Genomic DNA, 22654 nt, shown 5'->3' with positions numbered 1-22654 from the left:
CCGGGTAGAGTCAGAGGTTTATTATTTTTTTCTGCCCGCAGGTCAGTCGCGGCTGACGGTATGGGTCTCTATATATTCAAAATTGATGTCCTCTCCGAGGCCGGGGCGGTCAGACAGATGCACAAAACCCTGTTCATCCATCGGGTCAACGATGCTGTTCAGGTAGGCGGCGGGTTCGTCATATTCAAGAAACGGATGCAACAGGCCGCGTTCGTACCAGCGACAGTTGCGGATCGCACCGACCACCGCCAGGCTGGCCGCGCCGTTGCCGTGAACTTCGCAATCCATGCCGAACGCTTCAGCCAGGCTGGCAACTTTCATGCACGGCGAAATGCCGCCGACGCCGTTTGCACCGGCGCGCAGGATGTCGCACGCGCCCGCTTTCACCCAGTCCGCACGGCTGTGGTGTTTGCCGCCCAGGCTTTCCGGGCCGATCACATCGATTGACAGGTTTTCCGCCAGCCACGCGTAGGACGCCATGCTCTCTTCTTCCATCGGCTCTTCGAACCACGCGAAATTCAGTTTTTCCAGTGCCTTGCCGATGGTCAGCGCCTGACTGCGGCTGTACCAGTGGTAGGCAATTGAAGGGAGTTTAAATGCATGTTTTAAATGAATTTAATATGTAATTACTCATAGTTATGGTGAGTAAAATGCGCGGCGCATTCCTATGTATTTCAAAGGATAAAATTTAGTTTTGCAGAAGGGTTTTTGACTCAAAAATAAACAAAAAAAAGCTCAGTACGTATATTCGGTATTGAGCCTTTTTCTTTAAGTCTGCACATCTATGCATATACGCGTTATTTCAATGAGTTATATATTTAGCTCCGGCTACGCTCTGCGCTAACATGCACCTCAATGAAAATACTATGCCCCATACATGCCCCACAGAATTAAATGCACGGGATATCATCAAATTCATCCGTCGTTGCATCATTGATGATGTGGGTGACTACACCGACAATTATCGTTTCCTCCCCTTCAAGATCGCCACCTTCGATCAGTGTTTCCATGTCTGGCTGATCCAGCGACTGCAATGACAGCGTTGGGTAAAACCTCATGCGCTTCATGCAGAACTCACCGCAAACTGTCGCAATGACGATGCTGCCTTCCTGCGGTTTACGAGCCGCGTCCACCACCAGAATCGCATCTTTTTTAATACCGGCGCGCCAACTTATATCGCCAGCACGCATCAGATACTGGCTTGGGCGGCTAAACCACTTGCAGGCTTCATTCGGCGTTACGGACTTTTCAACGTAATCCCCTGCCGGTGATGGAAATCCCATATCAACGCCCTCCGTTTGGGTTGAAGAGAGCAAACGTCCTGGCATCGCCTTCTACTTCTGACACGTCGTGAAACGTATTTACGTAGATTTCGATCCAATGGTTCGCTTCTCTCAAATCCCAGTGCCAGTTTCTCTTCGCCAGTTCCGCCACAAAATCCTCAGTAGTAACGGTTCTACGCCCCTTCTCGCTCATTTTGATGGCACACTTAAATGCAGCATCAATCTCGTATCTTCTTGGCATAACACCCCACCAATTAACTGTATATGCATACAGTATAATCATTGTATTTGGCAGGTGTGAAGATCGGTTCTCGATAAAATTTTTAGATTGTTGATAGGCAAAGAAAGTTATTTAAATAGCAGGCATCGCCGGGAGATCTAGACTGCCCTTACCGGCAGTTATGTAAGTCCTTAAAGCTTTGCGGTAGTTTGTCCAGATAGATTTTGTTGCAGCAACCGATGCTTCGGTATCTGTCCCTGAATAATCTTCATCATCTATCTGCTGTTGCAATGCGGTAATTTTTGCAGAAGCCCGGTCGTACTCAGATTGCGCTTTCTGAAGATTTATCGCTGCCTGCTCTTCGGGCGTCACCACGATCACCGGTGCGGCAAACGCCCAGTTCCCGTTGCTGTCCTGGCTGGCTGAATAACCAATGCCGACAATATCCCCCTCTTTCATTTCGTAGGTGATGAAATCATCAAAAATATCTCCCGTGCCGTCCCAGGCCACGGTATTTTCAACAACGCCGTCTTTAATTAGTGCGTAGCTACCCATTATGCATACTCCCAGATACGTACAAACCCAGCTCCACCATTACCACCAAGTAGCGCTGAAGCATTATTTCCTGCGAATGCTCCGCTGCCGCCAGAACCACGTCGACCAGCGATACCCGGGGTATTTGAACCTAGTGTGATTATCGATGGCCCACCCGCACAGTGATAAGAACGTCCACCCTCTCCAGATTCATAGCCATACTTCAGGACAAATCCGGCCACACCGCATCCCCCCCGAATGTTGTCCATGTTCCCGCTTGTCCCGTCACCACCGCCGCCGTTATAGGTAAGTTGGTTATCACCCTGAGTGACGACTGTTGCGTTCGCGCTGAATGCTCCGCCGGAGGCTGATAGATAGGAACCAAAACTACTCGCGCCTCCTGATGTTCCTGTTGTCGAGGTATTTGCTACCCCTCCCACCCCAACCGTTACCGCGACTGTAGATGTAATTGCCGAAATTAAAAGCTTTGAAATTGCAGTGCCCCCCGCACCACCGCCAGCACCGGCTGCAACTTGAGTCGCTCCTGTCGCCGGCGTTGAGCCGCCCGGCCCTCCGCCAGCAGTCACCTCAACAATGATAAATTTCGTACCAGGGAATGGGGTATACGTTCCACTCGCTGAGAAATCTTGGATATTTAGCAATCGCCCTGGGCCTGTCAGTAATTTTAATCCAGCAAGCAACTGTGCATCGTTTGTAGGATCCAGCGTTAAACCGGCTGCCAAGACAACATTGGCTAATTCGCGTTGGACCGTATTCAGCCACGCGGCGTCTAATATTGTTGGTGCGGTCCCGGCTGCCACATTCCCGTTTGTCCATTCGCCATTAGCATCCGCCGTTGACGTTATATTCCCAATTTTTTGCATAAAAAAACCCTCGCCAGTGAAGGCGCTTAAAATCGATTGAAGAATTAATTAAGAGGAATAGCCAAACTTAACAATGGTGTGAGAGGGCGCCAGCGCCGTCAGTCTGCACTCGAGGCGTTTATTCCCCCATGAACGTAGCGGGTCTCCACAGTATGATATCCCCGCCTGCGCGTAGGCAATGGTCGTCTCCGGCGCGGTTACCAGCCAGGTGAAAGGCCAGTTTTCCCCGTTTAACGCGTCTCCGCATACTGAGAAACCTGCCCGTGCCTGCCTGTACACAGTGACTGTCACGTCATACCCGAGCGCTTTTGCAACGCCAATAAAATAGGCGGCGGACTGACCTCCCATGCTGAACAGTCTCGCGACAACGGCTTTTTGCCTTAACGCAATACTGTCGTTCTCGCCAATTGCGCAGTCGTCAGGAAGTCCGAGCGTTTTTTCCCAGTCTGCAAGCATGATTGTTGCCGTGGCCGGGAATGCGCCCACCAGCAACCCCTCTGCCGCATCGTCTGATTGTTGATAGGATTGCGCCAGCGCCCGAAATACCGCTGACTGTACGCTGTCAGTTTTGCGGGGCCAGACCAAACCCGTTGGCATCAGGTTCTGCAGCGCAGTCGTGTAATCTTCTGTGCTGAACCGGCTCATGTGTAAATCACCGTTCCCCTTACCGGGAGTTCACCCGCCGCCGTCGTGATATTCGCAGCGGGTGATGTCAGGATAAAGCCACTGGTACCGCTGACATTACTGATGGCGATCAGAAGATCTGACAGTAATATCGTAGTGCCCTGCGGGTTTCCGGATTCAAACAAAACACCATCAATCGCCGCCGCTATCGCGGTGGTTGTCGTGCTGTCTGCGGCTGAAATTCCGCTGATAGTGAAGTTAATAACGTGTTGTATTGGTGAGCAAACGTATACCAGTGAAGTGACGGGTTGCTGCGGGTAGATGGCATCAGCCACCCTTCCCTGATCGCCAGTTGCCTTCACAGCTGACCAGTTTTCAAGTTGTGAAATCCCATCCGACCCAACCGGAAAACCATGGTTTGACGTGTCGCTGCCATCGATCATGATGTACACCCCTACAGTTCCTGCCCCCATCAGGCGACGAACCGTCCATGCACGTGTCACACCGGAGACAGCAAGTGCCCAGGTTTCATAATCCTCATCATTTCCACCCTGCGGCGTATTCTGATAAGCCAGCAACATCCTGGAGCGGAAGGCATCTTCGGTTTCTATATTCGCACCGTCGGTGATGGCCGTGCTGATAGTCGCCGTAGAATCGACGCCTGAAATGCTGACATCCAGCGTCAGTTGGGTACCGGCCGGAGTATTCCCCGCATCGCCGCCACCCGTCGGGTCGTCATTGGGGTCGGGCAGCACCGCGGTGATTGCGCCAGTTGCGGTGCCTGCCGCACCAATCTCAATCTCCACATCAGTCGTGTACTGGTAACCATCACCCCGGTTTAATACGGTCCCCGCCCGAAGAGTTGCCCCAGACGTGCCGGTGAAAGTGGTGGCGTTGTTGGTCCCGGCATTGGCAGGTTTTTGCGTCACGCTTTTTAAAGCAGCCCACCCTGCAAGATTTTCATCCGTTGCGCTCCACGGCACTGACTGCTTCGCTATCCAGTCAAGATAGCCGTAATGGAGATAAGCCAGGCCCGCATCTGCCGTTCCGATAATGTTAAGATTTGAAAACCGTAACGGCGTTCCTGTTCCTTTTAATTCTGATTCAATCGCAGCAAGGTTACGCGCGCGCAGCTCGGTGAGCGTTGGCCGATTATATGGCATTGGTTAAGACTCCCAGACCCAGAAATAACGCTTTGACACAGCGTCCTGTCCTGGCTTTTGGTAGGTGATAAAAAGGTTAAGGCGGTTCGGATGCACGATTTGTGTGACGGGCGAAATACTGGAGACCACACCGTCATCGGTGAGCCACTTCAGCGCCTCGGCGGCAAAGTCCTGCGCTTTATTTGCAACAACCAACGTCAGTTTCTGACGGCGCAACAACCAGAGGCGTGACCCAATGGGATAATCCTGATCCTGATCGCCCCACCACCCGCGGCGGTTATCGCCATCGTATTCGTCATCTTCCCGCGCCAGCCGGTCAGTAAAGAGGCTGATTAAAATGGCCGTCTCGAGGTCGCCGCCCGACTGCAGGTCTCCGGATGCCCCAGCCCAGTCGCCGATGGATTCTTCAGCATTCCAGAGTGTTGTGATGTCCGTCATTGAACCTGCTCCCCCGGTTTGTCACTGGTCGGTGATGAGCTGCCGCTCTGCACGTTTTTCACCATGTGATCGTGATCGTTGTAGGTATCGCGCAAGTTTTTTAGAGTGGTGGAGTTACTCCCCGCGTTATCAATGATGTCCCCGGAACATTTCAGAACGGGCGTATCCGCAAGAATCTCTTCTGAGGCAACGATGGTGACGGTGGTTGAATTAATGACCTTTACAGGCTGGCCGTTTGCATCAATTTCTATCCCCGTTTCAGTGAGTTTGATGTGCTGCCCCCACTGGTCATAAATGATGGTTTCACCCGGACTCAGGCCTGTTTTGCGGCTGCCCTTATGACCGGAGGCAATCACCACCGCGTTCGACCGGTCGCCCGAAAGGTAGGCGATCAGCACATCGGCACCATCCGGCAATGAAGAGGAGAAACCGAATTCCATCAGGCGCGGCGTATCGCTGCGCACTTCAAGCGGCGTCTGATACTGCACCTTCTGGATCCCACCATCATCATTCGTCAGTGATACGCTGCCCACGCCAAGCATCATCATCGCCCGGCGGTAAATCGTGTTGAGCATTGTCATCTGTTCAGCTCCTGAATGACGTTGTAGAAACGATATGGCTGAACCGAGAATGCCGCAGGCGGCATCAGTACCATCTGCGCCACCGTTCCCTGGTCATCTTTGATAAAAGTGACTTCCGCCAGCAGCCATAGCACGTCATTGATGCCCATCTTGGGGATATTAACGGGGATCAGAGTGTTGGGCTCCCACAGCTTGCCAGCGCTGTCGCGCCAGTTATCAATGGTGACCTGCAGAACCTTAGAGCGGCCATAACGCCGGTTCATTTCCCAGTCAATCGCCTGCTGCGCCAGCTCGGTAGTGTTCATCGTGCTTTCGACAATGATGATCCGGTTTCGGTATCGCATTTTGGCAACATCCGGATCATTCGCGGTGGCTTTGGTCACGGCACCATAACCGCTGTCATCGACCAGCGGGTTAACCGTCATTGAGACTCCGGTGTATTCGGAAAATCGCTCGTCCATCGAGGCCTCGTAGGCCGCCGCTTCAATATTGATACCCTGCGCCACGCCGCTGGCGGCTTTTCGGGTACCGACGCGGGTCAGGTAGAGACTGCCGTCCGGCAGGTCATAGTAGAGAAGCGCCGCCCAGCGCGTGATGCGGTCAATGATTTCCTGCGAGCTTTCTCCCCAGTTCAGCGTGAACTGAGGGACATTTTGCATATCAGTCACGTCGCTCGACACGGTGATCCCATAGGGCGCCGCCAGCCGCTGCGCAATTTGCAACGGGGTAGCGCCGGTGATCACGTTGTTGTCCCATTTGGCAGAGCAGTCCACCAGGTCTTCGCACTTGCTGCGCCCCGTTGCCCGGACTTCGTGCCTCGAGGCGGAAATCATCGGCGCCCACCGGTCGATGTAGCCGGTAATGACCGTATCGCTCCCAAGCTTTACCACACAGGCATCGCCTTCTTTGACCAGTTGCTGACCATCACTGCCGGGAAATTCATCCATCAGCGAAAGGTCAAAATCGCTGGGAAGGTGGTCGATGCTTCGGGTTACGCGGACAGAGTCCCAGCCGGAAAGCACCTTGCCACCAACGGTTAACGTCATTTCATCGTTCATGAAGAAAGCGCCCTGAAAGAAAGCGGCATAAATGCCGGGTGGACAGGATCGGCCATTTTTATCAGCCCTTCCGTCCGGCCTGCGTCCTGATACAACCGGTTTGCCAGATTAAGTGCGGGAAGTGCCGCGTTGAATGTCACGGTGGACACGTTCGCCAGCTGCGCTCCTTTCTCCTGAAGCGTCGCTTTGACCGTTGTTTTAAGATCGGACATTTCGCTGAAGACATCGTCATAACCGGCATCAGCCGCCGCCAGTGACACCGTATCGATTACGCTGACCACGCGCTGAAGAAGTTCAGCAGAATCGTCATAGCTTACGGGCTCATAAAGAGACGCTGCATAGGCCATTGCGCCAGCACTTAGCGTGATGAGGTAAATTTGTGACGCCCAGGCAATGCTGCTGTCGCTGCTGTCCGGCCGGTAAGTGGTATCCGTGAACGTCGCCAGCGTTTCAAACAGACGAACCAGGTCTAACCCTTTGGCCTCACTCGACAGTAATGCATTGATCACATCCTGCGCGCCGCTGGCATATGCCGCGACGCTTACTGACGCCAGAAGGTTGGCCGTTACATCCTGAACTTCTGCCCGGTTTTCGACTGATGCCGCCATTTTTTGCGAAACCAGAAGGTCGTAATTATCCGTGTCCGCCGTCGTCGTCGTGGTATTTGTCGCGCCCGAGGCATTTCCGCCAACATCCCCCGTGTTGTAACGCCCGTAACGGGTGCTGCCGAACGTGGATTTAAGCGTATTGCTGAGATTTGTCGCCTCATTTGCCGTGCGGGTCACCATGCTGGTCCAGAATGAAACCGTACTTTTAAGCGTTTTTATTGCCTGCGTCACCGTGCGTAAATCGGAATTAACCTCCGCAATAAACGTGGCTGCCGTTTTCGCCGCCAGCGCCAGCCAGGACGTCTGAACCGTTGAAGCGGCTGAGACCGCGCCGGTCACAGCAAAAACCCGAAGACCGGACTCAATGACAGTGAGAGAGAATTCGAAGACGCGTTCTGAATCTTTGTTTTCCCGCAGTTTCAGCCCGCCGTCAGGGATACTGACCGTCAACTCGCCCAACGTAGGATGCACCAGCGTGCCAGCGCCCGCGCTTTCACAGGCGGCGATGAGATTATCCCGTTGTGTCATGACATCCGCGGCGCTGTAGATCAGGCTGGACTGGATAATGAATCCGTTTAAGGTCAGACGACGGGTAGAACGCCCCAAATCTTCGACCCAGACCGTATCGCGATAGGGGTATTCATGGACGGCCTGCCGGCGGCCAAAATTGCCATCCGCATCAATAATTGCAAAGGGCACGCCGCGAAATGACGCCGGATGAATATGATCCTGCCAGTTCCATCTGTCGCCCGAAAATCCTAACAGCGAAGACAGCGCATTTTGTAACAGTGGCATCCTGTCCTCCAGAAAGAGAAAACCCGCCCAAGCGGGTCAGGTTGATATGTCAGGGCATGGGCATTGCCGTGGTCACTTTGCCGCCGGCACCGGAAATTTTTTTACGTTCCCCGGTTCGTCCATTAATCAGCGTCAGCTCAATTTCGTTCTTATTGTCTTTCAGCACCTTAGATAAGACGTCAGCAACTTGTTTGACATCGATACCGCCGCCGGACGCGCCTGCGCTGGCTGGTGAAGGTGCGTTGATATTGGGCTCAGCCCCCTTGCCTGGTTGATTAATTCCAGCACTTTGTAAAGCGCTCTGCGGCACCATCCAGCGCGGATCGGTCATCGAGGTATTGATGCCGCTATCAATATCAGCCTCGCTGTAGGGTTGGCTGCCATTTTCATGGCGGATCATGGCAGTCATCAGGCGCTTAAGCACCGCGGGGTCACTCAAATTCAGTTTATCGTGCGTTCCGAAGCCGGTATCTTTCGTCACCGCATTGATATACGCATGCGTGTTATTTTCGCTGCTCGGGGCATACGTGTGAATAATGCCGTAAGGCGTGTTATTCCCCCTGCCCCCGTACAGTTGCAGCTGCCTGCTCATGGCGGCAAGCCCATCATTTGCGCTGCTGAAAATAGGGAAACTGCCGTCGTTGCCCACTGCATTGGGCGCCGCGCGCAAGTTCCCAGGATTATTGTTCCGGATCCCCCGTGCATTCCCGCTTCCCGGCTGATTGAACGATAATGGGGGTTCAACAGAAGACGGCCCCTGCACATACAGCCCTTGCACATCCTTTTGTAACTGACGGGCCTTGTCCGTCGGGCCATAGAAACTGTTCAGTTTTTTGACCAGATCGCCGGAGGCATAACCTAAGCGAAGATCCAGTTTTTCATCCCACGACAACGTTTTCTTAAACGCGTCATTTTTTTGAGCATCGCGCAGCCGGTCGGCCTGCTTCCCCCCGCTGTTCCACGTCATCAGGGAGCCCACCGTAGCGGCATCGAACCCGTGTTGCATGATCTGCGAGGCATCATCAAAACTTTTCTGAACTATCGGAGCCTGTCCAAGCCACGCCTGCCCCTTCATCAGCATGCCATCCCACGATGCTGATATCTGGTTGACCTGGTTGCGAAATGCCAGCGCATTCTGCACATCTTTATCAGAGAAAATCAGACCGTCACGCTGCGCCTGATCTTTAAGGCGCTGGACCTGCTCGGTGCTTTGCCGCAGGTAATTCAGAAGTTCGGGTGAGAACTGCCCAACCTGCGCAATCACGGCCTGTCGGGCGGGGGATTGCTGAAGCATGGCCTTATTCAGGTCATCCATCAGTTTTACAACGTCAGCCATGCCCTCCCTGGTTTTGCTAATTTTGACGCCCATCTGCGCCAGAAGTGCGTTAAAAGGATCATCCCGACCGTTAAGCGCATCGTTGGCACGCTGGTAAAGACCGGTAACAGAGCTCTCCGCAGAATCCCGCGTTGCCCCGTTTTCAATCATGGCACCGGTCAGTTCCTGATAGGCCCGGGTCGTTGCGCTGATGTTTTTGGCTGTAGTATCAATTTTATACCCGGAATCCGCATACTCTTTGATCCCCGTTTTGACACCGTTTATGACAGTGGCCAGCCCACCCAGTCCTAAAGTCAGGCCGCCCACCATTTTCAGCGGGGGAACAAGATCCCCGACAAACTGCACGCCATCCCGCGCATTTTTTGCCAGCTTCTCGAGGCGTCCACTGACTTCATCAAGACCTTCTGCAGAACGGCGACCGCCAAGCTGCACAACTTTTTGCGCATCATTGAGCTGGGGCGTCAGTTTCTTCACCGCATCATCGATGTTCTGAATAGACTGTGAAACCTGATCGTCCGCTTTTAGCTGGAAATCAAACACATTAGCCATAATCGCGTTCCTTTAACTTATTGATGCGCAATGCCTGATCCCGCCACCAGTTGAGCTTCGACCACGTCATTCCCCAGCCCTGACCTGGCCCCCAGCCGTAGTAATACGTCACATCGGCGATGCGTTCACGCCACCTCCCGCCGTCGGGGAGAAGTTTAAAAAACCCAGCATGTAACCCTCGCAGCGTTTGTAGTCCGTAAACGGCAGGCGGTTAATGACCTGAGTCGGAATGCCGGAGATTTCAGCGATAAGCGCCGACATCGCCGCCAGACCGCCTTTCACTGTCTGGGTTTTATAAAACTGGTCAACCTGGTCAAGACAGGGTTCACCAAGATCGATACCCGCCCAGTTTTGCTCCCCTTTGCCATCCTGAAGGGCTTTTGGCAGCACGATCACCGTGCTGCTTTCAACCGTCGTGACGGGTTCGGGGAGGTAATTTAAGAAGGTAAGAAGAAAACCCTCACACTGTTTGAAAGTGGTAAACGGCATGCGCCTGACAACCTGCGGCGGGATCCCCGATAACAGCGAGATAAGGAGCCCCATCGCGGCCAGCGCACCGTCCGCCTTCTGCTTATCAAAAAACTGATTCACTTCGATGAGCGCAGGTTCATGCAGTGGAATGCTTTCCCAGACCAGTTTACCGCTGGCATCCGTCAGCGGTTTATCCAGAGGAATAACGATACTTTTTTCCTGCTCTTCCATGATCAGCTCTCCACGACTGAGAAGCTTTCCCAGCGAACATCGAACACGGCGTCTTCACTGTCCACTTCCTGCGATTCGACCGTCCACATCCCGGTGCCGATAATCGTTTTACCGTTGGCGAGTTCAGCCACCACGGTGACATCGGTCATGTCGTTAAAGTCCGCCACCGTGGTGCCACCGCTGTCGCGGACCTGACAGGAGATATACGGCGCGGAAGGCTTTTCTTTATAGCCATGAACGCGATCCATCCCGGTCAGGGTTTCACGTTTTACGGTTGAAGGACTGTATTTGAACTGCCCGGCGACCATGATTGTGACGCCATTGGTCGTCACCGACGCGGTGCCTGCCAGGCGGTTGGAGGTATCACCCATTGTTATTCCTTACGCCGCGGCTTGCAGGCGGAACTGGTTAAGAAGTGCAAATACGCGCAGCTGGTTGATCAGCACACCGTCCCATAACACGTCTACGCGGTTCGGGTTGGTCGTGCTTTTCGTCACAATCAGACCGGCGGCGAAGGCTTTGGAATCTTGCACATAGCCGTTGTATTCCAGCTGTGTGTACTGGGCGATCAGCTCTGCACGGATAATATTTGGCGTCACAATCGCGGATCCCGGCGCAAAGCGAGTACCGTCAGCGGCGAGCTTCATGCGCGCAAATTTCGACGTGATCTGCGTGCGGATAAAGCGGGTGACGAACATCAGCAGGAATAACGTTTCCACCTGCAGATAGCTATCGTCCGCATCCCCGTATTTATTGGTCTGATACGTGGTGATCAGATTTTCCACCTGCACAGTACTGTCATCAGCCACCGTGAAGGTCGAAATGCCGCTGTAAAGCAGGTTGTTGCGCTCGGTCAACTCGAAACGTGAAGCCAGTGGCGGTGCCAGCACGCCGGCAATCGAGAGCGTTTGCAGGGGGCGCCCAGGATCATTGCGCAGGCTACCCGCTACCGCGCCCGTTGCAGCCGCGGCCCAGACATAAGCCGGCGTTGGCGAGTCATATACCCCCAGCAAAGTGGCATGCTGATCGTTGCGGGCTTCGCCGAGCGTGGTCAGTTGTCCATAGGTGCCAGACACGGCCCCAAAGACGTGGCCGTAAAGCTGTGAAGCGTAGCTCCAGCGACCGGTGTTGTCCGAAAGCAAATTCTTCAGCGCATCGAGAGAGGTCGTGTCGGTATAAGGAGTAACAATAAAATCAAAGGTCCGGTCGCCGAGGTTTGCCAGCGCCGTCGTCATGTCCGGTGCGCCAGCCCCGCCGGTGATGGCGGTAAGCGTAATACCCAGGCCATCAGGCGTGGCTTCCCCGCCCGCGCTGCCCAGATAATTCAGCCGCAAATCAATGCTGTTGCCGTGCGTGCCTTTGTTTTTTGCCGTCAGAGTAATGACGCCGGCGGCCGCTGCAGCCGTTACCGGCAACGCAATGGTGGCATTAATCGCCGCCGTCAGCGCTGTGGCCATTGAAGTCACTGTGTCGGTGCTCAACACCGTGGTCTGCACGCGCTGGCCCGCGACATACAGTGAAATTACACCGGTTTCACTCGGCGCCGTGGTCAGCGTAATGGTGCCGGTCGCCGCCGCCATCGATGTTCCATCAACCAGCGGCAGCAGATAAATTTCACCGGCAATGTCGTTGGCAAGATACGCCGCCATCTGGTTATGCAACATCGAACCGGCACCATAAATACCGGCAGTATTCGATGCTGACGATTCAATAACCGGGGTATTGGGATTTATCGCGGCGTTCGTCAGCATCTGACCGATGATCAGCGTGCGCTGAGTAGCCGTTGCAGTGTTCGCCTGCGAGTTGTCAAACTCTGCATAGAAAAGCGGTGGCCGCAGATTGCTGGGGATATTTTGAAAGTTCATTAGCTCGCACTCCCGGTGTCCGTTGAAGCGGTTGACTTATCAGTGGTGGCCGTCGCGTCTACGCCCTTTGCGGACGCCGGCGATTTCGCTGCAGGCGCGGAGGTGTCAACGGTGATCACATCCCCGTCGCGGAGCCGGCGGTTCCAGAACATACTTTCAGCGACCTCTGCCCCTTCTTCGGGCAAAAAGGTGCCTTTAACCGGGTCACGCACTGTGCGCCCGGCTGCGGGTTTTACAAACATGGGATACTCCAGAATGTTATTGAGGCAGGTCGATGGTGACGCCGACTTCCGGCGTGCCGTCAGGCTCGATAAGGGTGACGACGATCCCCTGAAGCGGATCCGCTTCGATGGGGTAAAATTCTTCCGGCCCCTGGTAATACTCGATATCCAGATCCATCAGTAACTGAGCGGTATGCCCTTCGCCGGCCGCGCTGATATCAATCGTGGAACGCAGCTGCAAAAACTGCTGAATCTGTCGGGTCAGGTCATAACTGTTGATCACCGCCCGCTCGATTTGTTCGCGCAACTGCTCCAGCGCCTCTTCCGCTTTGACCGCCCCGTTGTCCTGATCAAGGTCATCGAGTTCCTGCAGGCGGCCGGTAATCCGGACGGTGGTCACGGTCGTAAACTGCGGTACGTTACGTCCTAGGGAGTTTTTCACATCGAAAGGGGTTTGCACGAGAATTGCGGGATACATATCCTCAGACGTGGGCCAGTCGCGCGGGGAATAGACCCGTTCAAGAGCATCTGTCTTCCCCGCAAGCGCGCTGATAACCAGCCCCCGCAAAGTTGCTGCATTCATACCTTCACCCTGTTAAGAATAAGCTTTGAGCCGCCGTGGCTGTCCGGCTGGATATCGGCGATGGTGAACAACGTGTTCACCGTCTCGCCGCCGACCGTGCCGATAAACACCCGGTCCCCCTTCTTCGGTAGAACGCTGAACTCACTGTCCAGCACACCCAGGACGGGGGACGTCGTGTTTATCGTGCTGCCGTCGTCCAGAGGTTCAACCTCCTGCGTGTAGGCGCGGTCGAAAATCCCGCTGATGGTATAAGCCGCACCACCCGCGGGCCGGAAATCAACCGGGTCACCAAACACCCCCTGTAACGGCCTGAGCAGATGCTGATCCCAGTTGATGCCCATCAGTCCGCTCCGTTCTCAGGTGGCGGGCTTACCGGGTCTGAGGTGGTAATGCTGGTTTGACTGTCTGCCTGGGTCACAGAAACTTCCTGCGGGCCAGCGCCTTCCAGTTCCTGCTGCAAATCAGACAGAGACTTCACGAAACCCAGCGCAATGAGGCGCTTTGAATCCGCTTCGGATAACTGGACACGCGTATTCTGAGCGTAATCCTCGCCGTCATGCCGCAGATGTTTTCCCTTGAGAACAACCACGCTGACCAGGTCAGCGGCCTCTGAGGCCGCTTCGGTTGTTTTATCTTTTGCCATGATCACACCACCGTCGCACAAAGGGCCGCGTTAACCCGGCTTGGGATAACGATTGGGGAAGACTGCATCAATACAAAGCGTTGCGCAGGGTCCGGTTGGATCCAGCTTTTGGGCGCATAAGCCATCGACCCATAGTTAAATTCTGGGTCGATAATGGCACCAAAAGCGCGGGTGCCCATCAGATCTGGCCCTGACATAACAACTGAACCGTCTGCAATCATCGGGGTTTCAATGCCGGTATCCGGGTCAATGAACCAGTCGTTGTAAAGCCAGAGCGTGTATTGCCCCCAAAAACCTTTACAAACAGCGCCCTTCACAATCTGCGGGCCTGGGTTAATGATGTTCCCTGACGGGTTTTGTGCTGGCAAGATAATCGCCCCTTTGAGCGAAGTATCCAGTTTGAATGCCTTCCATGACTTGTTGGTGAACACAATATCCGTCGCCTGCGCACCGGACTTTTGGAGAATCAATGCCTGCCAGGTTTCAATATCATCCGTTGGCTGAGTATTGGTCGCACCAGCAGCTACGCTGGTCGGCCATTTATCTGAACCGCTCAGAGCAATGGTCAAGGAGGGGTCACGGCCAAAATCTACAACAGTGGTCGGGAAACCTTCACCTTTAATGGTAACAGTGCCTGTAGCAATTGCGCTGCAGCCCATCCATTCAAGACGGCGGTTAAGAATGTCGATTTGGTCACTCATCTCGAACTGAATGTTCAGCATTTCACGCTCAGTGGCGGTGTATTCCCCGCCAATACGCTCGCCAATCTGACGGCGGATAGGTTTACGCAGATCAGGCGCACGTTTATCTTTGATGTAAGCAGGCTTGAACTTGTCGGTCTGATAACGGCGGCTTTCAACCAGCTTACCTTCGACTAAAGGCGAGCAAAACGGCGCCATACGACGTAGACCGACGTCTACATCGATCGCCACATATTCATCGTTACTGGTCACGATGTTCGGGAAAAAGCGGTCGAGGATGAAGTTTTGCGACGTCATCAGGTTCGGCACCAGTCCGACAAGTGACACCGTATCGTAAATAGATTGAGACATAGCGTGTTCTCTCTGTGTCCCGACCTGCTGGCCGGGATAAAAAATGGATGCATAACGCCCTACCCGGTAAAGGGCATGCGAAGAAGGCGATTTAAAGGGGAGCTACGTTTTAGCTGGCAGGTGCCTGAACACTGTCACGCAGGAAAATACCGTAAGGGCGGAGTGCCGTTTTAAGCGCGGCCAGCGTCCAGCTCGCATCAAAGGTAATGCGGTTTTTATTGATTTCGGCCATCAGATATACGCCGGCTAACGTGTCCGCTGCGGTGGCATTCACATCATCGGCCAGAATGGCTTGCGGAACCTGGCTGCCGTCGGTTGCTGTCGCCACGCTCAGGGTGTATTTCCCGGAGGCAGTGATCACACCCAGTACGGTACCGCGCTTATAGGTTGCCGTAGAACCGGTCAGTATGGTTACCGTATCGGATACCACCTGCAGAGGACCGGACAACAACTGATCCGGGATGAAGCTGTCATGCTGTACGCCCGGCACCCAGGCATTTTGCCCCACTGAATTCACAGTCATTATTTTTTACCCTTAACCTGGTTGTAGAGAGCGGCCGCACGGGTGACCACTGTGTTTGCATTCCCTGATGGGCCCGCGTCGTCATTGCCCAACTGATGGTTTTCGACTTTGGCCATGCGCTCGTCCAGAGATAAACGACGAGACTGCTGCGGTGCCTGCACCGGACCAGAGCTTGCCAGCACGCAGATAGCAGCGGCCGAACTCATGCCGGTGGTGATGGCCAGAGAAACCGCCAGCGGCCCTTTACCCGCAGCATATTTACTGCCGAGAATACGGGAGATGCGGTTACGCTCGGCGCGGCGGCCTTTTTTGACGTCACGATCGTCTTCATCATCGTCGCCGTCATCGTCGTCGCCTTCATCAGCATCCGCGTCGTCGTCATCGTCTTCCGCGCTGCGGCCTTTGGCTTTTTTGGACTTTTCCTTGTCGTCTTCGACATCATCGCCGCCGTCAGAATTATCATCGCCCTTGGCACGTTTGGACTTCCTGGACTTATTCTTATCGTCGTCTTCCTCAGAATTGTCCTTTTTGTCCTCTTTATCTTTTTCCTCTTCTTCAGCCCGACGCGCTTTTGCCTTTTTGGATTTTTCTTTCTCGTCTTCATCCTCTTCTGAAGCGTTAGCGGAAAAACCAAAAAGGTGTGCAAAACCTCGAATTTTCTTTGTTTTCACTGACATTATTATTCTCCAACTAATTGTAATAAATCGCGGAATGCCGCATCCGGTGAGGACACCTGATCAGCCAGTCCCAGTTGCACACCGTCGGCGCCAAGGAAACAGGCGGCTTCGGTATCACGGACAGTTCTTTCTGCTATCCCGCGATTGCGGGAGACGGTGCTCACGAACAGGCGGCCCATTTCATCAATGTCTGACTGAATGGCTTTGCGCGCCGTGTCGCTTAATGGCTCATACGGATTGGATTCAGCCTTGCGATCCCCGTAGGTGATGATCGTGACCTGCAGCCCGTCACTTTTAATCTTCTGAGACCAGTCAACGTGCATGACGATGACGCCCACAGAACCGACGCCGCCGGTGCGCGGAACAATAATTTTGTCTGCGGCACTCGCCAGCGCATAGGCCGCTGAGTAAGCGCTTTCCGATAAAATTGCCCAGATAGGTTTACTGCCACGGGAGGCATAAATGACGTCGGCCAGATCAAAACACCCGGCTACTTCACCACCCGGCGAGTCAATATCAAGGCAAATGGCTTTAACGTCGCTGTCGTTCAAGGCCTGGAGGAAACAGGCCCGGATGCCGTCATACCCGGTCATGCCGCTGTAGGGTCGCAGCGTGCCCAACTTCTGCACCAGCGTGCCCTGAATGGGGATCACCGCGACACCCTCTACCACGTCATATCCCGTATCACGGGCCTTTCTGGTGAATGCGCTGTCTTCATCGTCATCCCAGTCCGACATTGACTGAATGCGCGTCAGGCCGAAACGGTCAGTCAGCGCGGCCATGACGACTTCAGCTTTGCGGGGGTGCAGCGCCAGCGGGGTGTTAAACAAGCGCTGCGCTAAATGGGGTAAATTCACTGTGCCTCCGGGTCTTTAATTGTTTCAGGAGCAAAGGTGTCCGCCTGTCCCCATGAGGGCACGGGCAAACCGCGCTCTTTGAACGCCTCGACTTCACGCGCTCGCTGATCGAGAAGCTCTTCCCAGTCTTCGCCGACGTTCTCTGACACCTCCATTTCCAGCGTAGACATGCCGGAATCCATACCGAGGATCGCGCCTTTTTTCTCAGCAACGGGGTCAACCCAGCCGCGACCGGGTCCCATCCACTGCGCGCGGCAATAGGCCGCTTTGGCTGCCAGAAATTCCGGCGCGCCAGCAGGGAGAGGAACCTCACCGAGATCGTGGAGTTCTTCAATAAAGCTGCTGAAGATAGGCTGGGCAAAGCCGCTGGCAAAATCATCACGTCGGCGGGTCAGGGTTTTCCACGCCTCCAGCATCGCGGAGCGGGCAGAGCTGTAGTTAACATCAGACCAGTCCTGCGTCAGCTGCTGGGTGGAAATACCCAGTGCAGCGGCCACGTTGCGTAATGCTGCGCTTTCGAACGCTGCAAAATTGCTTGTTGGTCGAGCGGCATTAACGGTGGCAACCTCTTCACCAGGAGCCAAAATAGGCATACGTGCACCGCTTTGCAGCGAAATACGATTGTCTTTATGAAAATCGGTACGCATATCCTGATATTCGAGAACGTCATCTGTTTTGAGTCCGTCTTCAAACAGTCTTGGGTCATATGGTGAAGTGATGTATGCCCCAAATATGGCATTCAGGATGGATGCCTGAAGTTCTACCTCGTCATATTTGATCAGCATTTTCAGACGCTGAACGATAGGCGTGAAAACGCTGGTACCGCGGTGCTGACCTGCTCTTTCACTGTCAAAATCATGAACAACTATTGGCCGCCCCCATGCTGTTTCGCGCTTAATACGTTCCCAAGTCATGGTTTTTTCAGCGCTCCACCAGTCTCCCATGTGGGCTTTTCGGATGTGATACGCCACCGGCACACCGTCATCATCAATTTCGACGCCACCGCGAATTTTCAGCATGTCAAAAACCTGCTGGGGGTTGCTCAGGCGATCTGGATCAACAATTTGCACCGTTGTGGCATATCGCGCGCGACCATGCCCGAGCCGGTCGGTTCGGTATTGCAGGACTGCCAGCGCATCCCCGTCCACTAACTTGTGGCGAAACGCCAGACGGAGCATCTGGGACACCGTTTTTTTTCTTTCGACGTCGCAATAACAGTTAGGGTCTTTTGCCCAAGTGCGCCAGGCGGCCTCAACCGCTCGCCCATATTCATCCGCCCATTTGGCATCAAAGGCTTTAATGCCGGTTTGCATGGCCAGCGCGCGATAATCGACTTTGGCAATCGGACGAAAGTTTGCGCCGACGGCGTTATCAAGAATTCGCGTGACGCTGCCGGAAGCCCATCCGTCATTACGTGCCATGTCGCGAACGCGGGAAACGATGCGGTCACGGTAGATGTTAACTTCGTTATCCGGCGACCAGAGTGCAGGTTGCCAGTTAGCCATAGAATCGCTGAAGGAATCCGCTGCGTCATAAGGCACGCTGCCTGAGCCATTCAGCATCGATGCTCGGCCGTTTGAAGGAGGTAATGGTCGGCCATTAGGCCCAAGGATCCTGACTTCTCCGGTTTTCATCACCACCTGAACCTTAACGTCCTGCGCGGACGCGGCACGATGCCCAGCTGGGCCTGCAGAAGTTGAATAAGCGCGGTGAGCTGAGCGATATCAGTTTGCTGATAGCTCACCGACCGCGTTCCGTCGCCCTGCGCATACGAGAATGAAACACCTTTGGCGCCGGACGACAGCTCAAGATAGGCCTGCTGGGCCGTTGTTAACGCCGCCGTCAATTGGTCACGGGTCAGCGCACCAGCCAATAAACTGGAGTTGGGATCGAACATAGGATTCCTTTTTAATTAGCCAGGCGTTTGTGCAGTGGTCTGCGCTGAGGTTTTTCAGGTTCGGTAATAATGACGCCGGGTAACCGGAGATCCTGTTTTTCTTCAGGCTCCGGGGCCGGAGGCAATAACGTGTCAGGGTTATTTTCCAGAGCTATCGCTTTTGCGTTTAATTTAAGGCCTGCATGGAACAAGCCGCATAGGGCGGAGTAAGCGTAAACACGACAGTCTAACGCTTCGTTAGCTTTGCCCGGCGGCAACTCCCACACGCTGTAGCGCTGGCCGGCGGCTTCTTTCATGACTAAGCGTTCCGCTGTGAGCTGCGTGAAATACCCCATATCCCGATCGGTTGAAAAGTGCATGTAACCGGGACCGGGCTGCTCTATGTGTAATCGGGAGCGAATGGAATCTTTTGCAGAGTTGACGCCAAGAATGATCGGACGGAATTTCGCGCGGGTTTTCGACGTCGGACGCTTATTCGGCCAGATGGGTGAACGTTTACCCCCCGTGGCCGATTCACCTTTGATCGCCCAAATTCTGCGACCCAGTCTTTCCTGTGAAAACTCATACACTTTTTGCGTATGGTTACCGCCTGAGTCATGGCAAGCAGCCATGATGGTAAAACCCCGACCGTCGGCGCGTCGCCATACCTGTTTGAGATAGGCGTCAAGCCGCAGCCAGGGTTCTGCCGTTTCAAGGTCGCCCTCAATCACATCGAACGCGACAGACCAGCTTTCCTCGTCTTTACCCCACCCCACCACCTCGACCTCGAGCCTGTCATTCTGGGTATCGATGCCCGCCGTCAGAACGGCTACACCGTCCGGCACCTCAGCGTTGAATACTTCGCGCCGCGCAAGCAGCACATCAACGGGAAGGCGCTTACCATAATTAGGCCGGTGAGGCAGGCCCATCTGGGTATTCCACCAGGCCAGCTCTTTATCGGGGTCGCCTTTGGCTTTCAGATATTTTTCCGCGATATCCGCCGGCTTATCTTTTTGCCACGGGCTGAATAACTTCGACGCCTGAAAACCGGCGTGGATATTATCGACCCCTAACTTTCCACAGTCCGGGCAAACGATCCGGTGAACGGCGTGCCGCTCGGATGCCGACCACTGCCAGACCTTACTGACTGCGGTAACATCGTCGGCGTGCCATGCCTGTTCGTAGAGATTAAGCGGAACGTGTCGGGTGCCGCAGCACTCAAAAGGTTTTGTCTGATGCCACTGAATTGTTCTCAGCGACCGCAGCCTGTCACCCTCAGACCATCCCGTGCCGCAGCTTTCACAGTGGATCATGGCCTGTTTGGTATGGTGTTTATCGCCGTCTGACGGCCAGTGAATGTGCTTAAAAAAATCTGGAAACTGTCGGTGGCCACAGTGCGGGCATGCCACCGACGCGCGGCGCTGATCGGAATCTTCATAGCTCGCTGCAATCCGGCTTTCGTCTTCAACAGTTGGCGAACAGGCACGGACAGAAAGCCAGTTCAGCCCGAAGGTTGCTGTACGCTCCTCGGCGAGAGTGATCGGATCGCCTTCACGGGTGATGGGATATTTATCCACCTCATCGGCCAGCAGCACGCGGATAGGACGGCGCGCAAGGTTGTCAGGACTCCCCGCGCCAGCCAGCGCCAGAAAGCCGCCGGTAAACGATTTATACAGCAGCGTTTCTTTTGAATTCTTCTGCTTGTTGCAGCCAATAAGGTCGCGCAGCACCGGGGTAACACGCACCATCGGCGTGATGCGCTCTTTGGAAAACTGTTCGGCCGCATCTTCTTTTGGCTGGAGGAGCAACATCGGACAGGGATCGAGATGCGCAAAATAACCAAACAGGTTTTCAAGCAGCGCCGTCTTCATTAACTGCGTGCAGCACATCACTGTAATGATATGAACGCCTGATTCGGTGGCGGCGAGCATCGGGCCGCGGGCGATTTCAACCGTTTCAGTCTCCCAGTTCCCCGAGGTGCTGCCCGCTTCTTTCGCTAACTTGCGGAACTGGTCTGCCCAGTCTGGGACGCTGATGCGCGGCGGCGGCGTCCACCCCTTCCTGATGCTGCTTAACAGTCTTTCACGTTTCGTCTGTGTTAAATTCAGGCTCGCCGAGTCCGGAGATGTGTTTATGGACATGTTCGATTAACACCTCGGTCATTCTGTCGGCTGGGACGTCCAGGTCAGCCGCCATCAGGGGAGCCACCCTTGACGGCCAGTTCATCCAGGCATCGCGCTGTTGGCGAAAGGCAGCAAAGAGCACAGCTTCAGCAACAGAGAGCTCGACCAGTTGACCATCCTCTTTCTCGAATTCGAGCTTTGTCAGTAGTGCAAGATAGTTTTCTTTCACCCTGCTAGCTTCTTCCCGCGACATTTCTGCGCCGGTCGCCAGCATGATTTCTTTTACCGCCTGGGCTGTGGTTGTCTCGTCAGGTGATCCGGTTTCTGCTTTGAGTATTTTCTTTTTGGCCGCGTTCTGAGTACGCGGATCTTTGCCATCGCGCAGAGTCGCCAGCGCTTTATCACTGGCTTCAACATCAATGAGATTTCCCTCGAGTACGATATATTTTCCCGCTTTAACCCAGCGGCCAATCGTCTTGCGATCGACGCCAGCGTGCTTCGCATATTCAATTTGGGTCATCGTTGACATGGGACATTTTCCTCGATGGGACAATGGGACATTCAGATGGGACATTTTTTTATGTCCCACCAAAATGTCCCACGCCAATGTCCCACATAAAAAATCAACAAAGCCGCGGGGCGTAAGGGCTGGCAATAGTCAGTGCATAAATATGCACGTGGGACATGGGACACAAAATGAAAAATTTATAGCTGGTGAAACTGTGCCGCGCGCAATGCCCGTGTATTAAAAAGGTCCTGGGAAGGACCCATTTTTTATTAGGAGCCATTATCATCGTGCAGTGCGGAGTGCTTCGTCGATCGCCTTACTCAACGCGCCGGGCATCAGACCCGCCGCCATCTTCTCGGCTCTGTCCATGTATCCCAATGTGGGTTTAACAGGGAGCGCATCACCAAACCGGATCAGGAGTTTGGGCATTGGGTTCTTCACCCGTGCGCGGTGCGTGCCATTAGCTGAACGCTTCTGACGCTTTTTGCCTTTTTTACCCTTCTTCACTTTCACGCGCTGCCATACCCCATTAATGCCATCGATATCACCAATGAACACATCAGGTTTGGCTTTGAGTTGGGAGAGTTTGTTGCGTGACAGGTTGCCGTACTTGTTTAGTTTGACGTTTTTAGGATTGAGCAGAGCCTGCCCGTTAAGTTTATGCACACCACCAAACTCCAAAGGCTCCAAATACCCGGCAGCAATATCGCGAACAAATACTTTAGCGATCAGGTTATCGCGGCGTGCCCCCGCAGAACCAACCGAGTTAACAGTAAAAGGCGTTGGGTTCTCCAATTTCCGCTGAAATGCAGTTTTCTCTGCCGCGGCGATCTGTCGGGCAACGCTGGTTAGTGCCTTAGCTGTTGCAAACGGGATTTGCTTTTTCAGAGACTGGAGCTTGGCAGAAAGGTCTTTTATATCAGCCATAATGGCTCCAATAAAAAACCTCCC

The 22654-nt window shown here is 54.2% G+C and carries 25 protein-coding genes and 2 pseudogenes; all 27 read right to left on the bottom strand.

Annotated elements, in window-relative coordinates; translation table 11 throughout:
- Positions 1-42: 42 nt before the first annotated feature.
- Positions 43-576: pseudogene (locus KWG64_RS07575) on the bottom strand (enolase C-terminal domain-like protein); the annotation flags it as partial.
- Between the two features lie 314 nt (positions 577-890).
- Positions 891-1283 (bottom strand): S24 family peptidase, encoded by a 393-nt coding sequence (locus KWG64_RS07570; RefSeq protein WP_218521470.1) that lies wholly within the window; start codon positions 1281-1283, stop codon positions 891-893.
- Positions 1284-1635: 352 nt separating this feature from the next.
- Complete coding sequence (locus tag KWG64_RS07565; protein WP_218521469.1) at positions 1636-2058, bottom strand: flagellar export protein FliJ; 423 nt, start codon at positions 2056-2058, stop codon at positions 1636-1638.
- Positions 2058-2921, bottom strand: a complete 864-nt coding sequence (locus KWG64_RS07560) for a phage tail protein (RefSeq protein ID WP_218521468.1) — start codon at positions 2919-2921, stop codon at positions 2058-2060. The genes KWG64_RS07565 and KWG64_RS07560 overlap by 1 nt, the downstream gene beginning before the upstream one ends.
- 48 nt (positions 2922-2969) lie before the next feature.
- Positions 2970-3566, bottom strand: coding sequence for a YmfQ family protein (locus KWG64_RS07555; protein WP_218521467.1), 597 nt, complete (start codon positions 3564-3566; stop codon positions 2970-2972).
- Positions 3563-4708, bottom strand: coding sequence for a baseplate J/gp47 family protein (locus tag KWG64_RS07550; protein ID WP_218521466.1), 1146 nt, complete (start codon positions 4706-4708; stop codon positions 3563-3565). The genes KWG64_RS07555 and KWG64_RS07550 overlap by 4 nt, the downstream gene beginning before the upstream one ends.
- Positions 4709-4711: 3 nt before the next feature.
- Entirely contained in the window at positions 4712-5146 is a 435-nt protein-coding gene (locus tag KWG64_RS07545; protein ID WP_218521465.1) for a phage GP46 family protein, read from the bottom strand.
- Positions 5143-5727 carry a phage baseplate assembly protein gene (locus tag KWG64_RS07540; protein ID WP_255562115.1) on the bottom strand — a complete coding sequence of 195 codons (585 nt, stop codon included), beginning with the start codon at positions 5725-5727 and terminating at the stop codon, positions 5143-5145. Before KWG64_RS07540 ends, KWG64_RS07545 begins: the two co-directional genes overlap by 4 nt.
- Positions 5724-6785 carry a phage baseplate assembly protein gene (locus KWG64_RS07535; RefSeq protein ID WP_218521464.1) on the bottom strand — a complete coding sequence of 354 codons (1062 nt, stop codon included), beginning with the start codon at positions 6783-6785 and terminating at the stop codon, positions 5724-5726. The genes KWG64_RS07540 and KWG64_RS07535 overlap by 4 nt, the downstream gene beginning before the upstream one ends.
- Entirely contained in the window at positions 6782-8188 is a 1407-nt protein-coding gene (locus KWG64_RS07530) for a DNA circularization protein (RefSeq protein WP_218521463.1), read from the bottom strand. Before KWG64_RS07530 ends, KWG64_RS07535 begins: the two co-directional genes overlap by 4 nt.
- Before the next feature lie 49 nt (positions 8189-8237).
- The gene (locus KWG64_RS07525) at positions 8238-9998 is read right to left on the bottom strand and encodes a hypothetical protein (protein ID WP_218521462.1); all 1761 of its coding nucleotides are present in this window, start codon (positions 9996-9998) and stop codon (positions 8238-8240) included.
- A gap of 183 nt (positions 9999-10181) precedes the next feature.
- Positions 10182-10775 (bottom strand): phage tail assembly protein, encoded by a 594-nt coding sequence (locus tag KWG64_RS07520; protein ID WP_218521461.1) that lies wholly within the window; start codon positions 10773-10775, stop codon positions 10182-10184.
- Positions 10776-10777: 2 nt separating this feature from the next.
- Entirely contained in the window at positions 10778-11146 is a 369-nt protein-coding gene (locus tag KWG64_RS07515) for a phage tail tube protein (RefSeq protein WP_095921538.1), read from the bottom strand.
- Positions 11147-11155: 9 nt separating this feature from the next.
- Positions 11156-12640: a phage tail sheath subtilisin-like domain-containing protein gene (locus tag KWG64_RS07510; RefSeq protein ID WP_218521460.1), complete on the bottom strand. Its 1485-nt coding sequence runs from the start codon at positions 12638-12640 to the stop codon at positions 11156-11158.
- 86 nt (positions 12641-12726) lie between these two features.
- Positions 12727-12882 (bottom strand): annotated as a pseudogene (locus KWG64_RS25625) (DUF2635 domain-containing protein); the annotation flags it as partial.
- Positions 12883-12898: 16 nt separating this feature from the next.
- Positions 12899-13444: an ATP-binding protein gene (locus tag KWG64_RS07500; RefSeq protein ID WP_218521458.1), complete on the bottom strand. Its 546-nt coding sequence runs from the start codon at positions 13442-13444 to the stop codon at positions 12899-12901.
- A complete protein-coding gene (locus tag KWG64_RS07495; RefSeq protein ID WP_218521457.1) occupies positions 13441-13785 on the bottom strand; it encodes a hypothetical protein in 345 nt (114 codons plus the stop codon). The genes KWG64_RS07500 and KWG64_RS07495 overlap by 4 nt, the downstream gene beginning before the upstream one ends.
- Positions 13785-14087: a hypothetical protein gene (locus tag KWG64_RS07490; protein WP_218521456.1), complete on the bottom strand. Its 303-nt coding sequence runs from the start codon at positions 14085-14087 to the stop codon at positions 13785-13787. Before KWG64_RS07490 ends, KWG64_RS07495 begins: the two co-directional genes overlap by 1 nt.
- Positions 14088-14089: 2 nt before the next feature.
- Positions 14090-15139 carry a major capsid protein gene (locus tag KWG64_RS07485; protein ID WP_218521455.1) on the bottom strand — a complete coding sequence of 350 codons (1050 nt, stop codon included), beginning with the start codon at positions 15137-15139 and terminating at the stop codon, positions 14090-14092.
- 109 nt (positions 15140-15248) lie between these two features.
- The gene (locus KWG64_RS07480; protein WP_305080197.1) at positions 15249-15662 is read right to left on the bottom strand and encodes a head decoration protein; all 414 of its coding nucleotides are present in this window, start codon (positions 15660-15662) and stop codon (positions 15249-15251) included.
- Entirely contained in the window at positions 15662-16339 is a 678-nt protein-coding gene (locus tag KWG64_RS07475) for a DNA primase (protein WP_218521454.1), read from the bottom strand. Before KWG64_RS07475 ends, KWG64_RS07480 begins: the two co-directional genes overlap by 1 nt.
- Positions 16340-16341: 2 nt before the next feature.
- Positions 16342-17196 carry a S49 family peptidase gene (locus KWG64_RS07470; protein ID WP_218521453.1) on the bottom strand — a complete coding sequence of 285 codons (855 nt, stop codon included), beginning with the start codon at positions 17194-17196 and terminating at the stop codon, positions 16342-16344.
- Positions 17193-18758, bottom strand: a complete 1566-nt coding sequence (locus tag KWG64_RS07465; protein ID WP_255562114.1) for a phage portal protein — start codon at positions 18756-18758, stop codon at positions 17193-17195. The genes KWG64_RS07470 and KWG64_RS07465 overlap by 4 nt, the downstream gene beginning before the upstream one ends.
- Positions 18759-18829: 71 nt before the next feature.
- The gene (locus tag KWG64_RS07460; protein WP_218521451.1) at positions 18830-19093 is read right to left on the bottom strand and encodes a gpW family protein; all 264 of its coding nucleotides are present in this window, start codon (positions 19091-19093) and stop codon (positions 18830-18832) included.
- 11 nt (positions 19094-19104) lie between these two features.
- Positions 19105-21213, bottom strand: a complete 2109-nt coding sequence (locus KWG64_RS07455; protein WP_218521450.1) for a phage terminase large subunit family protein — start codon at positions 21211-21213, stop codon at positions 19105-19107.
- Positions 21155-21724, bottom strand: a complete 570-nt coding sequence (locus KWG64_RS07450; RefSeq protein WP_218521449.1) for a hypothetical protein — start codon at positions 21722-21724, stop codon at positions 21155-21157. The genes KWG64_RS07455 and KWG64_RS07450 overlap by 59 nt, the downstream gene beginning before the upstream one ends.
- 261 nt (positions 21725-21985) lie before the next feature.
- Positions 21986-22630 (bottom strand): hypothetical protein, encoded by a 645-nt coding sequence (locus KWG64_RS07445; RefSeq protein WP_218521448.1) that lies wholly within the window; start codon positions 22628-22630, stop codon positions 21986-21988.
- Positions 22631-22654 lie beyond the last annotated feature (24 nt).

The organism is Rahnella sp. PD12R (genome assembly GCF_019200965.1).
GTDB lineage: Bacteria > Pseudomonadota > Gammaproteobacteria > Enterobacterales > Enterobacteriaceae > Rahnella > Rahnella laticis.
Note: the sequence above shows the minus strand (reverse complement) of the source record. Positions and strands in the feature narration are given on the sequence as shown.

Excerpts from the sequence above, each read along its gene's own strand:
- KWG64_RS07570 (WP_218521470.1), bottom strand. The coding sequence starts at position 1,283 with ATGGGATTTCCATCACCGGCAGGGGATTACGTTGAAAAGTCCGTAACG.
- KWG64_RS07565 (WP_218521469.1), bottom strand. The coding sequence starts at position 2,058 with ATGGGTAGCTACGCACTAATTAAAGACGGCGTTGTTGAAAATACCGTG.
- KWG64_RS07560 (WP_218521468.1), bottom strand. The coding sequence starts at position 2,921 with ATGCAAAAAATTGGGAATATAACGTCAACGGCGGATGCTAATGGCGAA.
- KWG64_RS07555 (WP_218521467.1), bottom strand. The coding sequence starts at position 3,566 with ATGAGCCGGTTCAGCACAGAAGATTACACGACTGCGCTGCAGAACCTG.
- KWG64_RS07550 (WP_218521466.1), bottom strand. The coding sequence starts at position 4,708 with ATGCCATATAATCGGCCAACGCTCACCGAGCTGCGCGCGCGTAACCTT.
- KWG64_RS07545 (WP_218521465.1), bottom strand. The coding sequence starts at position 5,146 with ATGACGGACATCACAACACTCTGGAATGCTGAAGAATCCATCGGCGAC.
- KWG64_RS07540 (WP_255562115.1), bottom strand. The coding sequence starts at position 5,727 with ATGACAATGCTCAACACGATTTACCGCCGGGCGATGATGATGCTTGGC.
- KWG64_RS07535 (WP_218521464.1), bottom strand. The coding sequence starts at position 6,785 with ATGAACGATGAAATGACGTTAACCGTTGGTGGCAAGGTGCTTTCCGGC.
- KWG64_RS07530 (WP_218521463.1), bottom strand. The coding sequence starts at position 8,188 with ATGCCACTGTTACAAAATGCGCTGTCTTCGCTGTTAGGATTTTCGGGC.
- KWG64_RS07520 (WP_218521461.1), bottom strand. The coding sequence starts at position 10,775 with ATGGAAGAGCAGGAAAAAAGTATCGTTATTCCTCTGGATAAACCGCTG.
- KWG64_RS07515 (WP_095921538.1), bottom strand. The coding sequence starts at position 11,146 with ATGGGTGATACCTCCAACCGCCTGGCAGGCACCGCGTCGGTGACGACC.
- KWG64_RS07510 (WP_218521460.1), bottom strand. The coding sequence starts at position 12,640 with ATGAACTTTCAAAATATCCCCAGCAATCTGCGGCCACCGCTTTTCTAT.
- KWG64_RS07500 (WP_218521458.1), bottom strand. The coding sequence starts at position 13,444 with ATGAATGCAGCAACTTTGCGGGGGCTGGTTATCAGCGCGCTTGCGGGG.
- KWG64_RS07495 (WP_218521457.1), bottom strand. The coding sequence starts at position 13,785 with ATGGGCATCAACTGGGATCAGCATCTGCTCAGGCCGTTACAGGGGGTG.
- KWG64_RS07490 (WP_218521456.1), bottom strand. The coding sequence starts at position 14,087 with ATGGCAAAAGATAAAACAACCGAAGCGGCCTCAGAGGCCGCTGACCTG.
- KWG64_RS07485 (WP_218521455.1), bottom strand. The coding sequence starts at position 15,139 with ATGTCTCAATCTATTTACGATACGGTGTCACTTGTCGGACTGGTGCCG.
- KWG64_RS07480 (WP_305080197.1), bottom strand. The coding sequence starts at position 15,662 with ATGACTGTGAATTCAGTGGGGCAAAATGCCTGGGTGCCGGGCGTACAG.
- KWG64_RS07475 (WP_218521454.1), bottom strand. The coding sequence starts at position 16,339 with ATGTCAGTGAAAACAAAGAAAATTCGAGGTTTTGCACACCTTTTTGGT.
- KWG64_RS07465 (WP_255562114.1), bottom strand. The coding sequence starts at position 18,758 with ATGCTGAATGGCTCAGGCAGCGTGCCTTATGACGCAGCGGATTCCTTC.
- KWG64_RS07460 (WP_218521451.1), bottom strand. The coding sequence starts at position 19,093 with ATGTTCGATCCCAACTCCAGTTTATTGGCTGGTGCGCTGACCCGTGAC.
- KWG64_RS07455 (WP_218521450.1), bottom strand. The coding sequence starts at position 21,213 with ATGTCCATAAACACATCTCCGGACTCGGCGAGCCTGAATTTAACACAG.
- KWG64_RS07450 (WP_218521449.1), bottom strand. The coding sequence starts at position 21,724 with ATGTCAACGATGACCCAAATTGAATATGCGAAGCACGCTGGCGTCGAT.
- KWG64_RS07445 (WP_218521448.1), bottom strand. The coding sequence starts at position 22,630 with ATGGCTGATATAAAAGACCTTTCTGCCAAGCTCCAGTCTCTGAAAAAG.